13 protein-coding genes are annotated in these 12,883 nt (G+C 37.9%); all 13 read left to right on the forward strand.

The window, feature by feature from the left end; translation table 11 throughout:
* The first annotated feature begins 5 nt into the window (after positions 1 to 5).
* The 13 genes from recN (at position 6) to QM857_RS06000 (ending at position 12,855) form a co-directional block, all read left to right on the forward strand.
* Positions 6 to 1,673: a DNA repair protein RecN gene (recN, locus tag QM857_RS05940; RefSeq protein ID WP_414275362.1), complete on the forward strand. Its 1,668-nt coding sequence runs from the start codon at positions 6 to 8 to the stop codon at positions 1,671 to 1,673.
* Positions 1,674 to 2,402, forward strand: a complete 729-nt coding sequence (locus QM857_RS05945; RefSeq protein ID WP_414275363.1) for a metallophosphoesterase family protein — start codon at positions 1,674 to 1,676, stop codon at positions 2,400 to 2,402. It abuts the gene before it with no gap.
* Positions 2,403 to 2,483: 81 nt separating this feature from the next.
* Entirely contained in the window at positions 2,484 to 4,307 is a 1,824-nt protein-coding gene (gene lepA / locus QM857_RS05950; RefSeq protein WP_414275364.1) for a translation elongation factor 4, read from the forward strand.
* Positions 4,308 to 4,380: 73 nt separating this feature from the next.
* Positions 4,381 to 4,992, forward strand: a complete 612-nt coding sequence (locus tag QM857_RS05955) for a hypothetical protein (RefSeq protein WP_414275365.1) — start codon at positions 4,381 to 4,383, stop codon at positions 4,990 to 4,992.
* Between the two features lie 189 nt (positions 4,993 to 5,181).
* The gene (locus QM857_RS05960; protein WP_303942717.1) at positions 5,182 to 5,658 is read left to right on the forward strand and encodes a PTS sugar transporter subunit IIA; all 477 of its coding nucleotides are present in this window, start codon (positions 5,182 to 5,184) and stop codon (positions 5,656 to 5,658) included.
* 41 nt (positions 5,659 to 5,699) lie between these two features.
* On the forward strand, positions 5,700 to 6,005 hold the full coding sequence (locus tag QM857_RS05965; protein ID WP_000590575.1) for a PTS sugar transporter subunit IIB: 306 nt from the start codon (positions 5,700 to 5,702) through the stop codon (positions 6,003 to 6,005).
* A 44-nt stretch (positions 6,006 to 6,049) separates the two neighbouring features.
* Positions 6,050 to 7,525 carry a PTS galactitol transporter subunit IIC gene (locus QM857_RS05970; protein WP_414275366.1) on the forward strand — a complete coding sequence of 492 codons (1,476 nt, stop codon included), beginning with the start codon at positions 6,050 to 6,052 and terminating at the stop codon, positions 7,523 to 7,525.
* 80 nt (positions 7,526 to 7,605) lie between these two features.
* Positions 7,606 to 8,514, forward strand: coding sequence for an aldose 1-epimerase family protein (locus tag QM857_RS05975; protein WP_414253693.1), 909 nt, complete (start codon positions 7,606 to 7,608; stop codon positions 8,512 to 8,514).
* Between the two features lie 262 nt (positions 8,515 to 8,776).
* Positions 8,777 to 9,202, forward strand: a complete 426-nt coding sequence (gene lacA / locus QM857_RS05980; RefSeq protein ID WP_006148584.1) for a galactose-6-phosphate isomerase subunit LacA — start codon at positions 8,777 to 8,779, stop codon at positions 9,200 to 9,202.
* A 147-nt stretch (positions 9,203 to 9,349) separates the two neighbouring features.
* Positions 9,350 to 9,865 (forward strand): galactose-6-phosphate isomerase subunit LacB, encoded by a 516-nt coding sequence (gene lacB / locus QM857_RS05985; protein ID WP_001216925.1) that lies wholly within the window; start codon positions 9,350 to 9,352, stop codon positions 9,863 to 9,865.
* Between the two features lie 10 nt (positions 9,866 to 9,875).
* Positions 9,876 to 10,805: a tagatose-6-phosphate kinase gene (locus tag QM857_RS05990; protein ID WP_414275367.1), complete on the forward strand. Its 930-nt coding sequence runs from the start codon at positions 9,876 to 9,878 to the stop codon at positions 10,803 to 10,805.
* A 1-nt stretch (position 10,806) separates the two neighbouring features.
* Positions 10,807 to 11,787: a tagatose-bisphosphate aldolase gene (gene lacD / locus QM857_RS05995; protein WP_303942725.1), complete on the forward strand. Its 981-nt coding sequence runs from the start codon at positions 10,807 to 10,809 to the stop codon at positions 11,785 to 11,787.
* Between the two features lie 231 nt (positions 11,788 to 12,018).
* Positions 12,019 to 12,855: a PRD domain-containing protein gene (locus QM857_RS06000; RefSeq protein WP_368910196.1), complete on the forward strand. Its 837-nt coding sequence runs from the start codon at positions 12,019 to 12,021 to the stop codon at positions 12,853 to 12,855.
* The last annotated feature ends 28 nt before the right edge of the window (positions 12,856 to 12,883 follow it).

The following is a 12,883-nucleotide window of genomic DNA, read 5'->3' on the forward strand; positions in this document are numbered from 1 at the left end:
ACCTTATGTTACTTGAAATTTCAATTAAAAACTTTGCCATCATTGAGGCTATTTCACTTAATTTTGAGAAGGGAATGACAGTTCTGACTGGGGAAACCGGTGCTGGGAAGTCTATCATCATTGATGCTATGAATATGATGCTGGGCGCCAGAGCTACAACGGACGTTATTCGTCATGGTGCCCCTAAGGCTGAAATCGAAGGTCTTTTCTCGGTTGAAAACAGTCATGCTTTGCAAATGATTTTTGATGAGCAAGGAATGGAGTTAGGTGATGAAATCATCATCCGTCGTGAAATTTTACAAAACGGGCGTAGTGTTAGTCGTGTCAATGGACAGATGGTTAATCTATCTGTTCTTCGCTCAATTGGACAGTATCTTGTTGATATCCATGGCCAACATGATCAAGAAGAGTTAATGCGTCCCCAATTGCATATTCAGATGCTTGATGGGTTTGGTGATGCAGATTTTCTGGAACTGAAGCAAGCCTATCAGACAAACTTTGATGCTTATCGTAAAATGCGCAAGCAACTTCTTGAGATTAAGAAAAATCAAGAAGAGCACAAGGCTCGTATTGAAATGTTGGAATTTCAGATGGCTGAAATTGAATCTGCATCCTTACAGCCAGGTGAAGACCTCAAACTAAACCAAGAACGAGATAAACTTCTAAATCATAAAAATATTGCTGATACGTTGACTAATGCTTATACAATGTTAGATAATGAAGAATTTTCAAGTCTAGCTAACGTGCGTTCAGCTATGAATGATATGGAAAGTATAGAAGAGTATGATGTAGAATATCGTGAAATTTCTACTTCCTTATCTGAATCTTATTATGTTCTAGAAGATGTTACCAAACGTTTAGAGGATATTATTGAAGATCTTGATTTTGACGGTAATCATCTAATGCAGATTGAAAGCCGTTTGGATCTCATTCACGCCATCACACGTAAGTATGGTGGAAATGTCGATGATGTCTTGATGTACTTTGCTAAAATCACTGAAGAATACAACCTTCTGACTGGTAATAATCTTTCTTCAGAAGATATGGAAGCTGAACTCAAACAATTAGAAGTAAGTCTAGTTAACTTAGCAAGTAAGCTTGCATCTGCTCGACATAACTTAGCGCAACAATTAGAAATTGAGATTCAGCAAGAACTCAAAGACCTTTATATGGATAAGGCTCGATTTCAGGTTCAATTTACTAAAGGTAAGTTTACTCGTGAAGGAAATGAAAGTGTTGAATTTTACATCTCCACCAACCCTGGAGAAGCTTTTAAACCATTGGTCAAAGTAGCTTCTGGAGGAGAGTTGTCTCGCCTTATGTTGGCGATTAAGTCTGCTTTTTCTCGTAAGGAAGGTAAGACCAGTATTGTATTCGATGAAGTGGACACAGGAGTTTCAGGTCGTGTAGCTCAAGCAATCGCTCAAAAGATTCATAAAATTGGTCAGCACGGCCAAGTATTAGCTATATCTCATCTTCCTCAAGTCATTGCGATCGCAGATTATCAGTTCTTTATCGAAAAGATTAGTAATGACCATTCAACTGTTTCAACAGTTCGCTTGTTGACAGTTGAAGAAAGGGTGGAAGAAGTTGCTAAAATGTTGGCTGGTGAGAATGTGACTGAAGCAGCACTTAGTCAAGCGAGAGAATTGTTACAAAGTAAGGAGAAATAAATGACAGACTATTATGTAATTGGAGATGTTCACGGAAAAGCAGGAATGCTCGAGGACCTTCTAAAAACATGGGATGGTAAGACTCAATTACTCTTTCTTGGAGATTTGATTGATAGAGGGGAAGATAGTCGTCGTGTTCTTGAGATGGTCAAGGACTTGGTAGAAAATCAAGGAGCGATTTGCATTTCAGGAAATCACGAGTACATGTTTTTAACTTGGTTGGATAATCCTGAAGAAAGCTATGACCACTATCGTCGTAATGGTGGGGATACAACTATAAATTCTATTTTGGGACGTCCACTGGATGCACCAGTAGATGGAGTAGCAGATGCTAAGCGTGTAGAAACTGAAGCAGCAGACTTGGTTGCTTTTATCCGACAAATGCCATTCATGATTGAAACGGATCAGTATATCTTTGTTCATGCGGGAATTGATTTAACTTTGGATGATTGGCATGAAACTACAGATTACAAGAAAGTCTGGCTCAGAAAACCATTCCACGAAGCAGTTAATCATACAGGAAAAACAATTGTTTTTGGTCATACACCAGTCTACGGACTTTTGGATCAAAAACCAGGAACTGCAGAACTTTGGATGACAGAAGATGGAAAAATCGGAATGGATGGAGGAGCTGTCTATGGTGGTGTCCTTCATGGAATTGTCTTTACTGACCAAGGTATGACAGACCACTATTTCATCGAAAATGACGGCTTTGTTGCTGAAGATTAATACTCTCTACAGGGTATTATGGTCTTGTCAAAAACATAAAAACAATTTATAATTAATAGATACCCTGAAAGGAAGAGAATCTTGAATTTAGAAGAATTGAAAAAACGTCAGGAGAAGATCCGAAACTTTTCCATTATCGCGCATATTGACCATGGGAAGTCAACATTGGCAGACCGTATTTTGGAGGCTACAGAGACGGTTTCTAGTCGTGAAATGCAAGCTCAGCTTCTTGATAGTATGGACCTAGAGAGAGAGCGTGGGATTACTATCAAACTGAATGCCATCGAGCTTAATTATACTGCCAAAGACGGCGAGACCTATATTTTCCACCTGATTGACACACCAGGACACGTGGACTTCACTTATGAGGTATCACGTTCTCTAGCTGCTTGTGAGGGAGCCATTTTGGTCGTTGATGCCGCCCAAGGGATTGAGGCTCAAACATTAGCTAACGTTTACCTTGCCTTAGATAATGATTTGGAGATCCTTCCAGTTATTAACAAGATTGACTTGCCTGCTGCAGATCCAGAGCGCGTGCGTACTGAAATTGAAGATGTCATCGGACTGGATGCTAGTGAGGCTGTATTAGCTTCAGCAAAAGCTGGGATTGGAATTGAAGATATTTTAGAGCAAATTGTAGAAAGAGTTCCAGCACCAACTGGTGATGTATCAGCACCATTAAAAGCTTTGATTTTTGACTCAGTTTACGATGCTTATCGTGGCGTTATCCTCCAAGTTCGTGTCATGGATGGAGTTGTTAAGCCAGGTGATAAGATTCAGCTCATGAGCAATGGCAAAACCTTTGATGTTACTGAGGTCGGAATATTCACACCCAAAGCAGTAGGACGTGACTTCCTTGCGACAGGTGACGTTGGTTATATTGCAGCATCTATCAAGACTGTTCAAGATACTCGTGTCGGTGATACAGTGACCTTGGCGGCAAACCCTGCTTCAGAACCCCTATCTGGATACAAGCAGATGAATCCGATGGTTTTCGCAGGTCTTTATCCAATCGAGTCAAATAAATACAATGATCTTCGTGAAGCCCTTGAAAAATTGCAGTTGAACGATGCTAGTCTTCAGTTTGAACCCGAAACATCGCAAGCTCTTGGATTCGGTTTCCGTTGTGGATTCTTGGGTCTCCTTCATATGGATGTTATTCAGGAACGTTTGGAACGTGAGTTCAATATTGACTTGATCATGACTGCACCATCTGTTATCTACAAAGTTAATCAGACTGATGGCGAGTCTATGGATGTATCGAATCCATCCGAGTTTCCTGATCCTACTAAAATTGCAACTATTGAAGAACCTTATGTTAAAGCACAAATCATGGTACCACAGGAATTTGTCGGAGCTGTTATGGAACTAGCTCAGCGAAAACGTGGTGACTTTGTAACGATGGACTATATCGATGATAATCGTGTCAATGTTATCTATCAAATTCCACTTGCTGAAATTGTCTTTGATTTCTTTGACAAGCTCAAATCTTCAACACGTGGCTATGCAAGCTTTGACTATGAATTGTCAGAGTATCGTCCATCTAAACTGGTTAAAATGGATATCCTTCTCAACGGAGACAAGGTGGATGCGCTCAGCTTTATCGTTCACAAGGACTTTGCTTATGAACGTGGAAAACTCATCGTTGATAAACTCAAGAAAATCATTCCACGTCAACAGTTTGAAGTTCCAATCCAAGCAGCTATTGGACACAAGATTGTAGCTCGTACAGATATCAAAGCTCTTCGTAAAAACGTTCTTGCCAAGTGTTATGGAGGAGATGTTTCGCGTAAACGTAAACTTCTTGAAAAACAAAAGGCTGGTAAAAAGCGCATGAAAGCTATTGGATCAGTAGAAGTTCCTCAAGAAGCCTTCCTAAGTGTCTTGAGTATGGATGAAGAATAATTGATTCCTAATACAGTTATCTTTTGACACTTATCTTTTCTTTCATTAGAATAGAAGTGAAAGGAGAAGGATCATGAAAAAAATCGTCAGCCTATCTACACTTTTAGTGTGTTGCCTTTGCCTCGCTGCTTGTAATACTTCAAAAACGAAAAAAGAAGCGGCCTCAGAAGCAACAACAGTTCAAGAAACTACAACAGCCCAAGAAACAACAACTGTAGCTGAATCAACAATTAAAGATACACAGGTAATTGGGTCAGATGCTTATGGCTACGTAAAAGTTCCAAAATCATGGATTCATTTTACAGAAGTTGAGGGTGGTGATGATATTCAGTACTGTGATGGAACGGACATCAATATCGTAACCCTAAATACTTTTAAACCAGAGCATCTTGGTGTTAGTGAAAGTGAATATGCTACTCTTGATGCTGTTCAAGTCTCTACTAGTGTTTATCAAACTAAACAACAAAGCAAGGATTTCTCTAAAGTTTGGGGATCTAAGTCAAAAATTGGTGGTTATGACGCTTATGTGGTAAACTGTATTGCTAAAAACGGGAAATATCTAGTTATCTATATCTTTAAATCAGATGATGGTAAGTTTAGATATGTTTCTCTAGAAGGAACACCTGAAGTATTGAAAGATATGCTTCCGTTGATAGAAGAAAGTTGGACAGCGAAGAAGAGTTAAATCTAAAAACAGGATTATTATCCTGTTTTTTTATATCTTTGTAACCTTTAAAGAATATGTATGAAATAAAATTGTTTACAATCAAACAAAAAAAATAAAAATCAAACAAAATACAACAAAAAATATTGACAACGGTTTCATATAGTGTTATACTTGTATCATAAAAGTTAAATATGAAGGGAGAAGGTCATGGGATTAGATCATTTCTTCAGCAAAGACTTAGTTTTTTGTCTAGAAGCAGATAATCAAGAGCAACTATTTGATCAAGTTGCAACCCTATTGGAAGAAAAGAAAGTTGTTACGGATACCTATCGATCGGCTTTGATTGAACGTGAAAAAATGTTCCCAACCGGTTTAGATATGGAATTTTTAGGGAAGGACTTGCCAAACGTAGCAATCCCTCACACAGATACGATTCATAATTTAACTGAAAATGTTGTTGTGGTTCGCTTACCAAAACCAGTAACATTCCACAATATGATTGCACCTGACAAGGAAGTAGAAGTATCATTACTTTTCTTTATCATCAATAATTCAAGTTCAAGTCAAACAAACATTCTTGCACAATTGATGGACTTCTTTACAGGTAATGGTCATCTAGAAGCACTATCTAAGCTTACTGATCCAGAAGCTCTGTACCAGTATATCTCAGATGCGACTGCTTAAATTTGTAAATAATTAGAAACTAAAAAACGGAGGAAATCCAAATGATTAAAATTCTTGCTGCATGTGGTGCAGGTGTCAACTCAAGCCACCAAATTAAAAGTGCTCTAGAAGAAGAGCTTTCAAACCGTGGGTACGATGTAAAATGTGACGCAGTTATGGTAAAAGACGTCAATGAAGACTTGATTAAAGGTTATGATATCTTCACACCAATCGCTGCAACTGACTTAGGTTTTGACCCTGGTATCCCAGTAGTTGAAGCTGGACCAATTTTGTTCCGTATTCCTGCAATGAGCGCTCCAGTTTATGATAATATTGAAGCAGCAATCAAAGAACACGGATTAAGTTAATTATTATTTTGTAAGTTTCCATAAAAATAAAGGGAGGAAAAATTATGGACGTCATTATTAACATAGCCAATGAGGTCTTTAAACCTATTTTGGAAATGGGTGCACCAGTCATCATGCTGATCGTGTTGACACTCTTGGCTTTACTCTTTGGAGTGAAATTCTCCAAAGCGCTTGAAGGTGGTATCAAACTTGCCATCGCACTTACTGGTATCGGTGCTATCATCGGAATGCTTAATGGAGCTTTCTCTGCTTCTCTTGCAAAATTCGTTGAAAATACTGGTATTCAATTGAACATCACCGACGTTGGTTGGGCACCACTTGCTACAATCACTTGGGGTTCTGCCTGGACACTTTACTTCTTGCTCATCATGTTGATTGTCAACGTTGTGATGCTTGCAATGAAGAAAACTGATACACTTGACGTTGATATCTTCGATATCTGGCACTTGTCTATCACAGGTCTTTTGATCAAATGGTACGCTGACAACAATGGAGTTAGCCAAGGAGTTTCACTCTTTATCGCGACTGCAGCAGTTGTTCTTGTTGGGGTTCTTAAAATCATTAACTCTGACTTGATGAAACCTACATTTGATGACCTACTTAACGCACCAAGTTCATCACCAATGACTTCAACTCACATGAACTACATGATGAACCCAGTTATCATGGTTTTGGATAAGATTTTTGACAAACTTTTCCCAGGTCTTGATAAATACGACTTCGACGCTGCTAAACTAAACAAGAAAATCGGTTTCTGGGGATCTAAATTCTTCATCGGTTTCATCCTTGGTATCGTTATCGGTTTGATGGGAACTCCACATCCAGTTGCTGGTGTAGAAGGCGCTGATAAATGGGAACTTGTTATTAAAGGTTGGTTGTCACTTGGTTTGACTGCCGGTGTCTGCTTGGAGCTATTCTCTCTTATCGGTTCATGGTTCATCGCAGCCGTAGAACCACTTTCACAAGGTATTACAAACGTTGCTACTAAACGTCTTCAAGGACGTAAATTCAACATCGGTCTTGACTGGCCATTTATCGCTGGTCGTGCTGAAATCTGGGCTTGTGCTAACGTACTTGCACCAATCATGTTGGTTGAAGCTGTGCTTCTTTCAAAAGTCGGAAATGGTATCTTGCCACTTGCTGGTATCATCGCTATGGGTGTGACTCCAGCTCTCTTGGTAGTTACTCGTGGTAAATTGCTCCGTATGATTATCTTCGGAACTCTCTTATTGCCACTCTTCCTTCTTTCAGGTACACTTATCGCACCATTCGCAACTGAACTTGCTAAAGGTGTAGGTGCCTTCCCAGAAGGTGTGAGCCAAACTCAATTGATTACTCACTCAACTCTTGAAGGACCAATTGAAAAACTATTAGGTTGGGCAATTGGTAACGCTACAACTGGTGATATCAAAGCTATCCTTGGCGCAGTAGTATTCCTTGTATTCTACGTTGGTATCTTTGCATGGTACAGAAAACAAATGATCAAACGTAACGAAGAATACGCAGCAAACGCAAAATAATTTGCTCCTAAAAATGTAAATTGTAAAAACTAGGTTGTCAGTTTCCAGCGTGGAGCAGTCAGCCTAGTTTTTTTGAAAAAATGGAGGTAACAGCTGTGATTGAATTAAAATCAGATCAATTGCATGTACAGTTTCAAACTTTTGGAGGTGCTTTATCTTCAATTAAGGATAAAGATGGTGTAGAGTATCTGTGGCAAGGTGATCCAACTTATTGGAGTGGACAAGCACCTGTTTTATTCCCAATTTGCGGATCAGTTAGAAATGATACCGTCGTTTATGAGAATAAAGACGGAAGTCATAAAATAGGAAAAATTCCGCGTCATGGATTGGTAAGAAAAAAGGAATTTGAATTAGTTGCTCAAACAGATAATTCTGTTACATTTGCTATTGAAGATACTGAGGAAATGTATGAGAATTATCCTTATCATTTCCGACTAGAAATCACTTATATTGTGACTGGTAAAATAATTCGTACAGAGTATAAAATTTACAATAAAGAATCTGAAAAGACTATGCCGTACTTTATTGGAGGGCATCCTGGCTTTAATTGTCCACTCTTAGCTGATGAAGTTTATGAAGATTACTATCTTGAATTTGAAGAGCCTGAAACGTGCTCAGTTCCGAAACCTTTCCCAGAAACAGGAATGTTAGATTTCAAAGTAAGAAGTTCTTTGTTAGACAATCAACAAGAATTGGACCTAAATTATGACTTGTTTAGCTATGATGCAGTGACATTAGATGAGTTAGAGTCCCGCAAAGTAACTTTACGCTCAAGAAAACATGATAAAGGTTTGAGACTACACTTTGAAGAATTTCCAAATTTAATTGTATGGTCAACTCTTAATAAAGGCCCTTTTATCGCCTTAGAACCATGGTCTGGCTTGTCTACTTCACTTGAAGAAGGCGATCGACTTGAAGAAAAGAAAGATGTTCGAATTTTGAAACCTGTCGATTTTGATCACGTTGGATTTGATATCGAAATTTTATAAAAAATAAACAAAAACAAACATAAATTGTTGACTTTTTCAACTAATAGTAGTATATTATGTTTATAAAGAACAATTTGTGTTTATTTTAACAAAGTGACTGTTCTAGTTTTTCTATGAAGAAAACTTATTAAGAACGGAATACGGTCTTCGTTCTTAATTTAAATTATTGTCAACAAAACTACTAGTAACTATTTGAGAAAGGTCTCTTTTAGGCTAGAATCAAAAAGTTTTACTGGTCTATTATAAAAAAGGAGTATACAATATGGCTATTGTTATTGGTGCAGATGCTGCAGGTTTAAGATTGAAAGAAGTTGTAAAAGACTTCTTGGAAAAAGAAAACTTCCACGTAGTGGATGTTACAGCAGAAGGTCAAGACTTTGTTGATGTAACTCTAGCAGTTGCGGAAGAAGTCAAGAAAGAAGAACAAAACCTTGGTATCGTCATTGATGCTTATGGTGCAGGTCCGTTTATGGTTGCTACTAAAATCAAAGGAATGGTTGCTGCAGAAGTTTCTGATGAACGTTCAGCTTATATGACTCGCGGTCACAACAACTCACGTATGATTACGATGGGTGCTCAACTTGTTGGTGATGAATTAGCTAAAAATATTGCTAAAGGCTTTGTGAATGGTAAATACGACGGTGGTCGTCACCAAATCAGGGTCGACATGTTGAACAAAATGTGCTAATACTCTTCAAAAATCAAGATAATCTGTCGTCAGCTCACTTTAGCTAACCTCAGTTATGCTCGCAGCTCGCTTCCTAAGCTAATCTTGATTTTTCTTGAGTAAGATAAATGATATTAGATTTATACAATTAATCGGAGGGAATAACTAATGAGAATTGCAATCGGATGTGACCACATCGTAACAAATGAAAAAATGGCTGTTTCAGAATTTTTGAAATCAAAAGGACATGAAGTTATCGACTTTGGTACTTATGACCATGCTCGTACCCACTACCCTATCTTTGGTAAAAAAGTTGGTGAAGCAGTAGTTAGTGGACAAGCTGATCTTGGTGTATGTATCTGTGGTACTGGTGTAGGTATTAATAATGCTGTTAATAAAGTTCCTGGTGTTCGTTCAGCATTAGTTCGTGATATGACAACAGCTCTTTATGCTAAAGAACAATTGAATGCCAACGTAATCGGATTTGGTGGTAAAATCACTGGTGAATTGCTCATGTGTGATATCATTGAAGCTTTCATCAACGCTGAATACAAACCATCAGAAGAAAACAAAAAATTGATCGCTAAAATCCAACACGTTGAAACTCATAACGACCATCAAACGGATGCCAACTTCTTTACAGAATTCCTTGAAAAATGGGATCGTGGTGAATACCACGACTAAGAGGTGACTTATGATTTTAACAGTCACAATGAACCCATCCATTGATATTTCCTATCCTTTGGATGAATTAAAAATTGACACTGTCAACCGTGTTGTAGATGTAACTAAGACGGCTGGTGGTAAAGGTCTTAACGTTACTCGTGTCCTATCAGAATTTGGTGACTCCGTAGTCGCAACAGGACTTGTCGGTGGTAAACTGGGTGATTTTTTAGTAGAAAATATTGATGATAAAGTAAGCAAACGTTTCTTCTCTATTCAAGGTGAAACCCGTAACTGTATCGCAATTCTACATGGAGAAAGCCAAACAGAAATCCTAGAAAAAGGTCCTGAAGTTCAAGAAAAAGAAGGTCAAGATTTCTTGGCTCATTTCAAAGAACTTTTAGAGACTGTAGAGGTAGTGGCCATTTCAGGTAGTCTACCTGCAGGACTTCCAGTTGATTACTATGCTAGTCTGGTTGAACTTGCTAACCAAGCTGGTAAACCTGTTGTCTTGGATTGTTCAGGAGCTTCACTTCAGGCGGTTCTTGAATCTCCACATAAGCCAACAGTTATCAAACCAAATAATGAAGAATTATCTCAACTTTTGGGAAGAGAAATTACTAAAGACTTGGATGAATTAAAAGAAGTTCTTCAAGAACCACTATTTGATGGAATCGAGTGGATTATCGTTTCCTTAGGCGCTAATGGTGCCTTTGCAAAACACGGGGATACTTTCTATAAAGTAGATATTCCAAAAATTCAAGTAGTAAATCCAGTTGGTTCTGGTGATTCTACTGTAGCAGGTATTGCATCAGGTCTTTTCCATAAAGAATCTGATCAAGAATTGTTGACTAAGGCAAATGTCCTTGGTATGCTTAATGCTCAAGAAAAAATGACCGGTCATGTCAATATGGCTAACTATCAAAATTTATTTGACCAATTAATTGTGAAAGAGGTATAAAATGACTTTAACAGAAAATAAACGTGCTTGTTTGAAAAAACTCTCAGATGAAAATGGTATCATCTCAGCTCTTGCTTTTGACCAACGTGGTGCTTTGAAACGCCTTATGGCTCAATACCAAACAGAAGAGCCAACAGTAGCTCAAATGGAAGAACTTAAAGTCTTGGTAGCAGATGAATTGACTAAATATGCTTCATCTATGCTACTTGACCCTGAGTACGGACTTCCAGCGACTAAAGCTCTTGCTCCAAATGCTGGTCTTCTCCTTGCTTATGAAAAAACTGGATACGACACAACAAGCACAAAACGCTTGCCAGACTGCTTGGATGTTTGGTCTGCAAAACGTATCAAAGAACAAGGTGCAGATGCTGTTAAGTTCTTGCTTTACTACGACGTAGATAGCTCTGACGAACTCAACCAACAAAAACAAGCCTACATCGAACGTATTGGTTCTGAGTGTGTGGCAGAAGATATTCCATTCTTCCTTGAAATTCTTGCTTACGATGAAAAAATTGCTGATGCAGGTTCTGCTGAATACGCTAAAGTAAAACCACACAAAGTTATTGGTGCTATGAAAGTCTTCTCAGACCCACGCTTTAACATTGATGTTTTGAAAGTGGAAGTTCCAGTTAACGTTAAATACGTTGAAGGTTTCGCTGAAGGCGAAGTTGTTCACACACGTGAAGAAGCAGCAGCATTCTTCAAAGCACAAGACGAAGCAACAAATCTACCATACATCTATTTGAGTGCTGGTGTATCAGCTAAGCTCTTCCAAGAAACTCTTGTATTTGCCCACGAATCAGGTGCAAACTTCAATGGTGTTCTTTGTGGACGTGCAACATGGGCTGGATCAGTTGAAGCTTATATTAAAGACGGTGAAGCAGCTGCTCGCGAATGGCTTCGTACAACTGGTTTTGAGAACATCGATGAACTCAACAAAGTTCTTAAAACAACAGCAACTTCATGGACCGAACGTGTGTAAATTTCCACCCTTTTTATGTTCTAAAACCCAGCAAAAAACTTTTAAAAAAAGTTGTATGTAAAGGTTTACAAAACAAAAATCTTGTGCTATACTTAAGTCACAAGTTAATAAGAGTGAGTGTTACTAAGTAATATTAGGCATGATCACAGATGATTCAGAAATTTATTTTCAGGGTCATTTGTGGTCATTTTTTATGCTCTAGCTCTTAAATGACAGAACAAGGAGGTCGACATGTATCGGATATTAAATCCAATGAACCATAATGTTTCTCTTGTACGTAACGGAAACGGTGAAGAGCTTGTAGTAATTGGGAAAGGGATTGCCTTTGGGAAAAAGAAAGGTGATTTGATTTCCGAAGAGCAAGTTGAAAAAGTTTTTCGGATGAAGACTGAAGAATCTCGAGAAAATTTTATGACTCTACTCAAGGATGTTCCGTTAGACTTTATTACCGTTACTTATGAAATTATCGATAATCTTTCAAAAAAATACCAATATCCTGTTCAAGAGTACCTCTACGTAACCTTAACAGACCATATCTATTGTTCTTATCAAGCGATTAGCCAAGGACGTTATAAGGATAGTAATTTACCTGATATTTCAAAGGAGTATCCTATTGCTTTTCAAATAGCTCAAGAGTCTTTTGAAATCTATAATAGTAAACTATCTGGTAATTTACCAAAGGATGAAATAAAAAGAATAGCCTACCACTTTATTAATGCCGAGGGTGAGAATGAGGTAGAAGTTGCAGAAGCTATTGATAAGAGAAAGGAAATCATAAAGAAGGTTGAGAGTCTTCTCAGGAGCTATGACATTCAAAGAACCCATGAAAATAATAATTTCTACGATCGTTTTATGATTCATCTAAATTATTTCTTGGATTACCTTGATCGAAGTCGGGATGATAATCAATCCTTGCTCGATATGGAAGAACATATCAAAACTACATATCCAAAAGCATTTGAAATTGGTAGCAAAATTTATGAAGTCATTGCTCAGGAAACTGGGGTAGACCTTTATAAGAGTGAACGAGTTTACCTTGTTCTACATATTCAACGTTTATTGTCATAATATTTACTAAAAATTATATAAGGAGAAA

Origin of the sequence: Streptococcus infantis (genome assembly GCF_047463315.1) — a bacterium.
Classification (GTDB): domain Bacteria; phylum Bacillota; class Bacilli; order Lactobacillales; family Streptococcaceae; genus Streptococcus; species Streptococcus infantis_AB.

Excerpts from the sequence above, each read along its gene's own strand:
- QM857_RS05955 (WP_414275365.1), top strand. The coding sequence starts at position 4,381 with ATGAAAAAAATCGTCAGCCTATCTACACTTTTAGTGTGTTGCCTTTGC.
- QM857_RS05945 (WP_414275363.1), top strand. The coding sequence starts at position 1,674 with ATGACAGACTATTATGTAATTGGAGATGTTCACGGAAAAGCAGGAATG.
- QM857_RS05960 (WP_303942717.1), top strand. The coding sequence starts at position 5,182 with ATGGGATTAGATCATTTCTTCAGCAAAGACTTAGTTTTTTGTCTAGAA.
- QM857_RS06000 (WP_368910196.1), top strand. The coding sequence starts at position 12,019 with ATGTATCGGATATTAAATCCAATGAACCATAATGTTTCTCTTGTACGT.
- lacA (WP_006148584.1), top strand. The coding sequence starts at position 8,777 with ATGGCTATTGTTATTGGTGCAGATGCTGCAGGTTTAAGATTGAAAGAA.
- QM857_RS05970 (WP_414275366.1), top strand. The coding sequence starts at position 6,050 with ATGGACGTCATTATTAACATAGCCAATGAGGTCTTTAAACCTATTTTG.
- lacB (WP_001216925.1), top strand. The coding sequence starts at position 9,350 with ATGAGAATTGCAATCGGATGTGACCACATCGTAACAAATGAAAAAATG.
- recN (WP_414275362.1), top strand. The coding sequence starts at position 6 with ATGTTACTTGAAATTTCAATTAAAAACTTTGCCATCATTGAGGCTATT.
- QM857_RS05965 (WP_000590575.1), top strand. The coding sequence starts at position 5,700 with ATGATTAAAATTCTTGCTGCATGTGGTGCAGGTGTCAACTCAAGCCAC.
- QM857_RS05990 (WP_414275367.1), top strand. The coding sequence starts at position 9,876 with ATGATTTTAACAGTCACAATGAACCCATCCATTGATATTTCCTATCCT.
- QM857_RS05975 (WP_414253693.1), top strand. The coding sequence starts at position 7,606 with ATGGAGGTAACAGCTGTGATTGAATTAAAATCAGATCAATTGCATGTA.
- lacD (WP_303942725.1), top strand. The coding sequence starts at position 10,807 with ATGACTTTAACAGAAAATAAACGTGCTTGTTTGAAAAAACTCTCAGAT.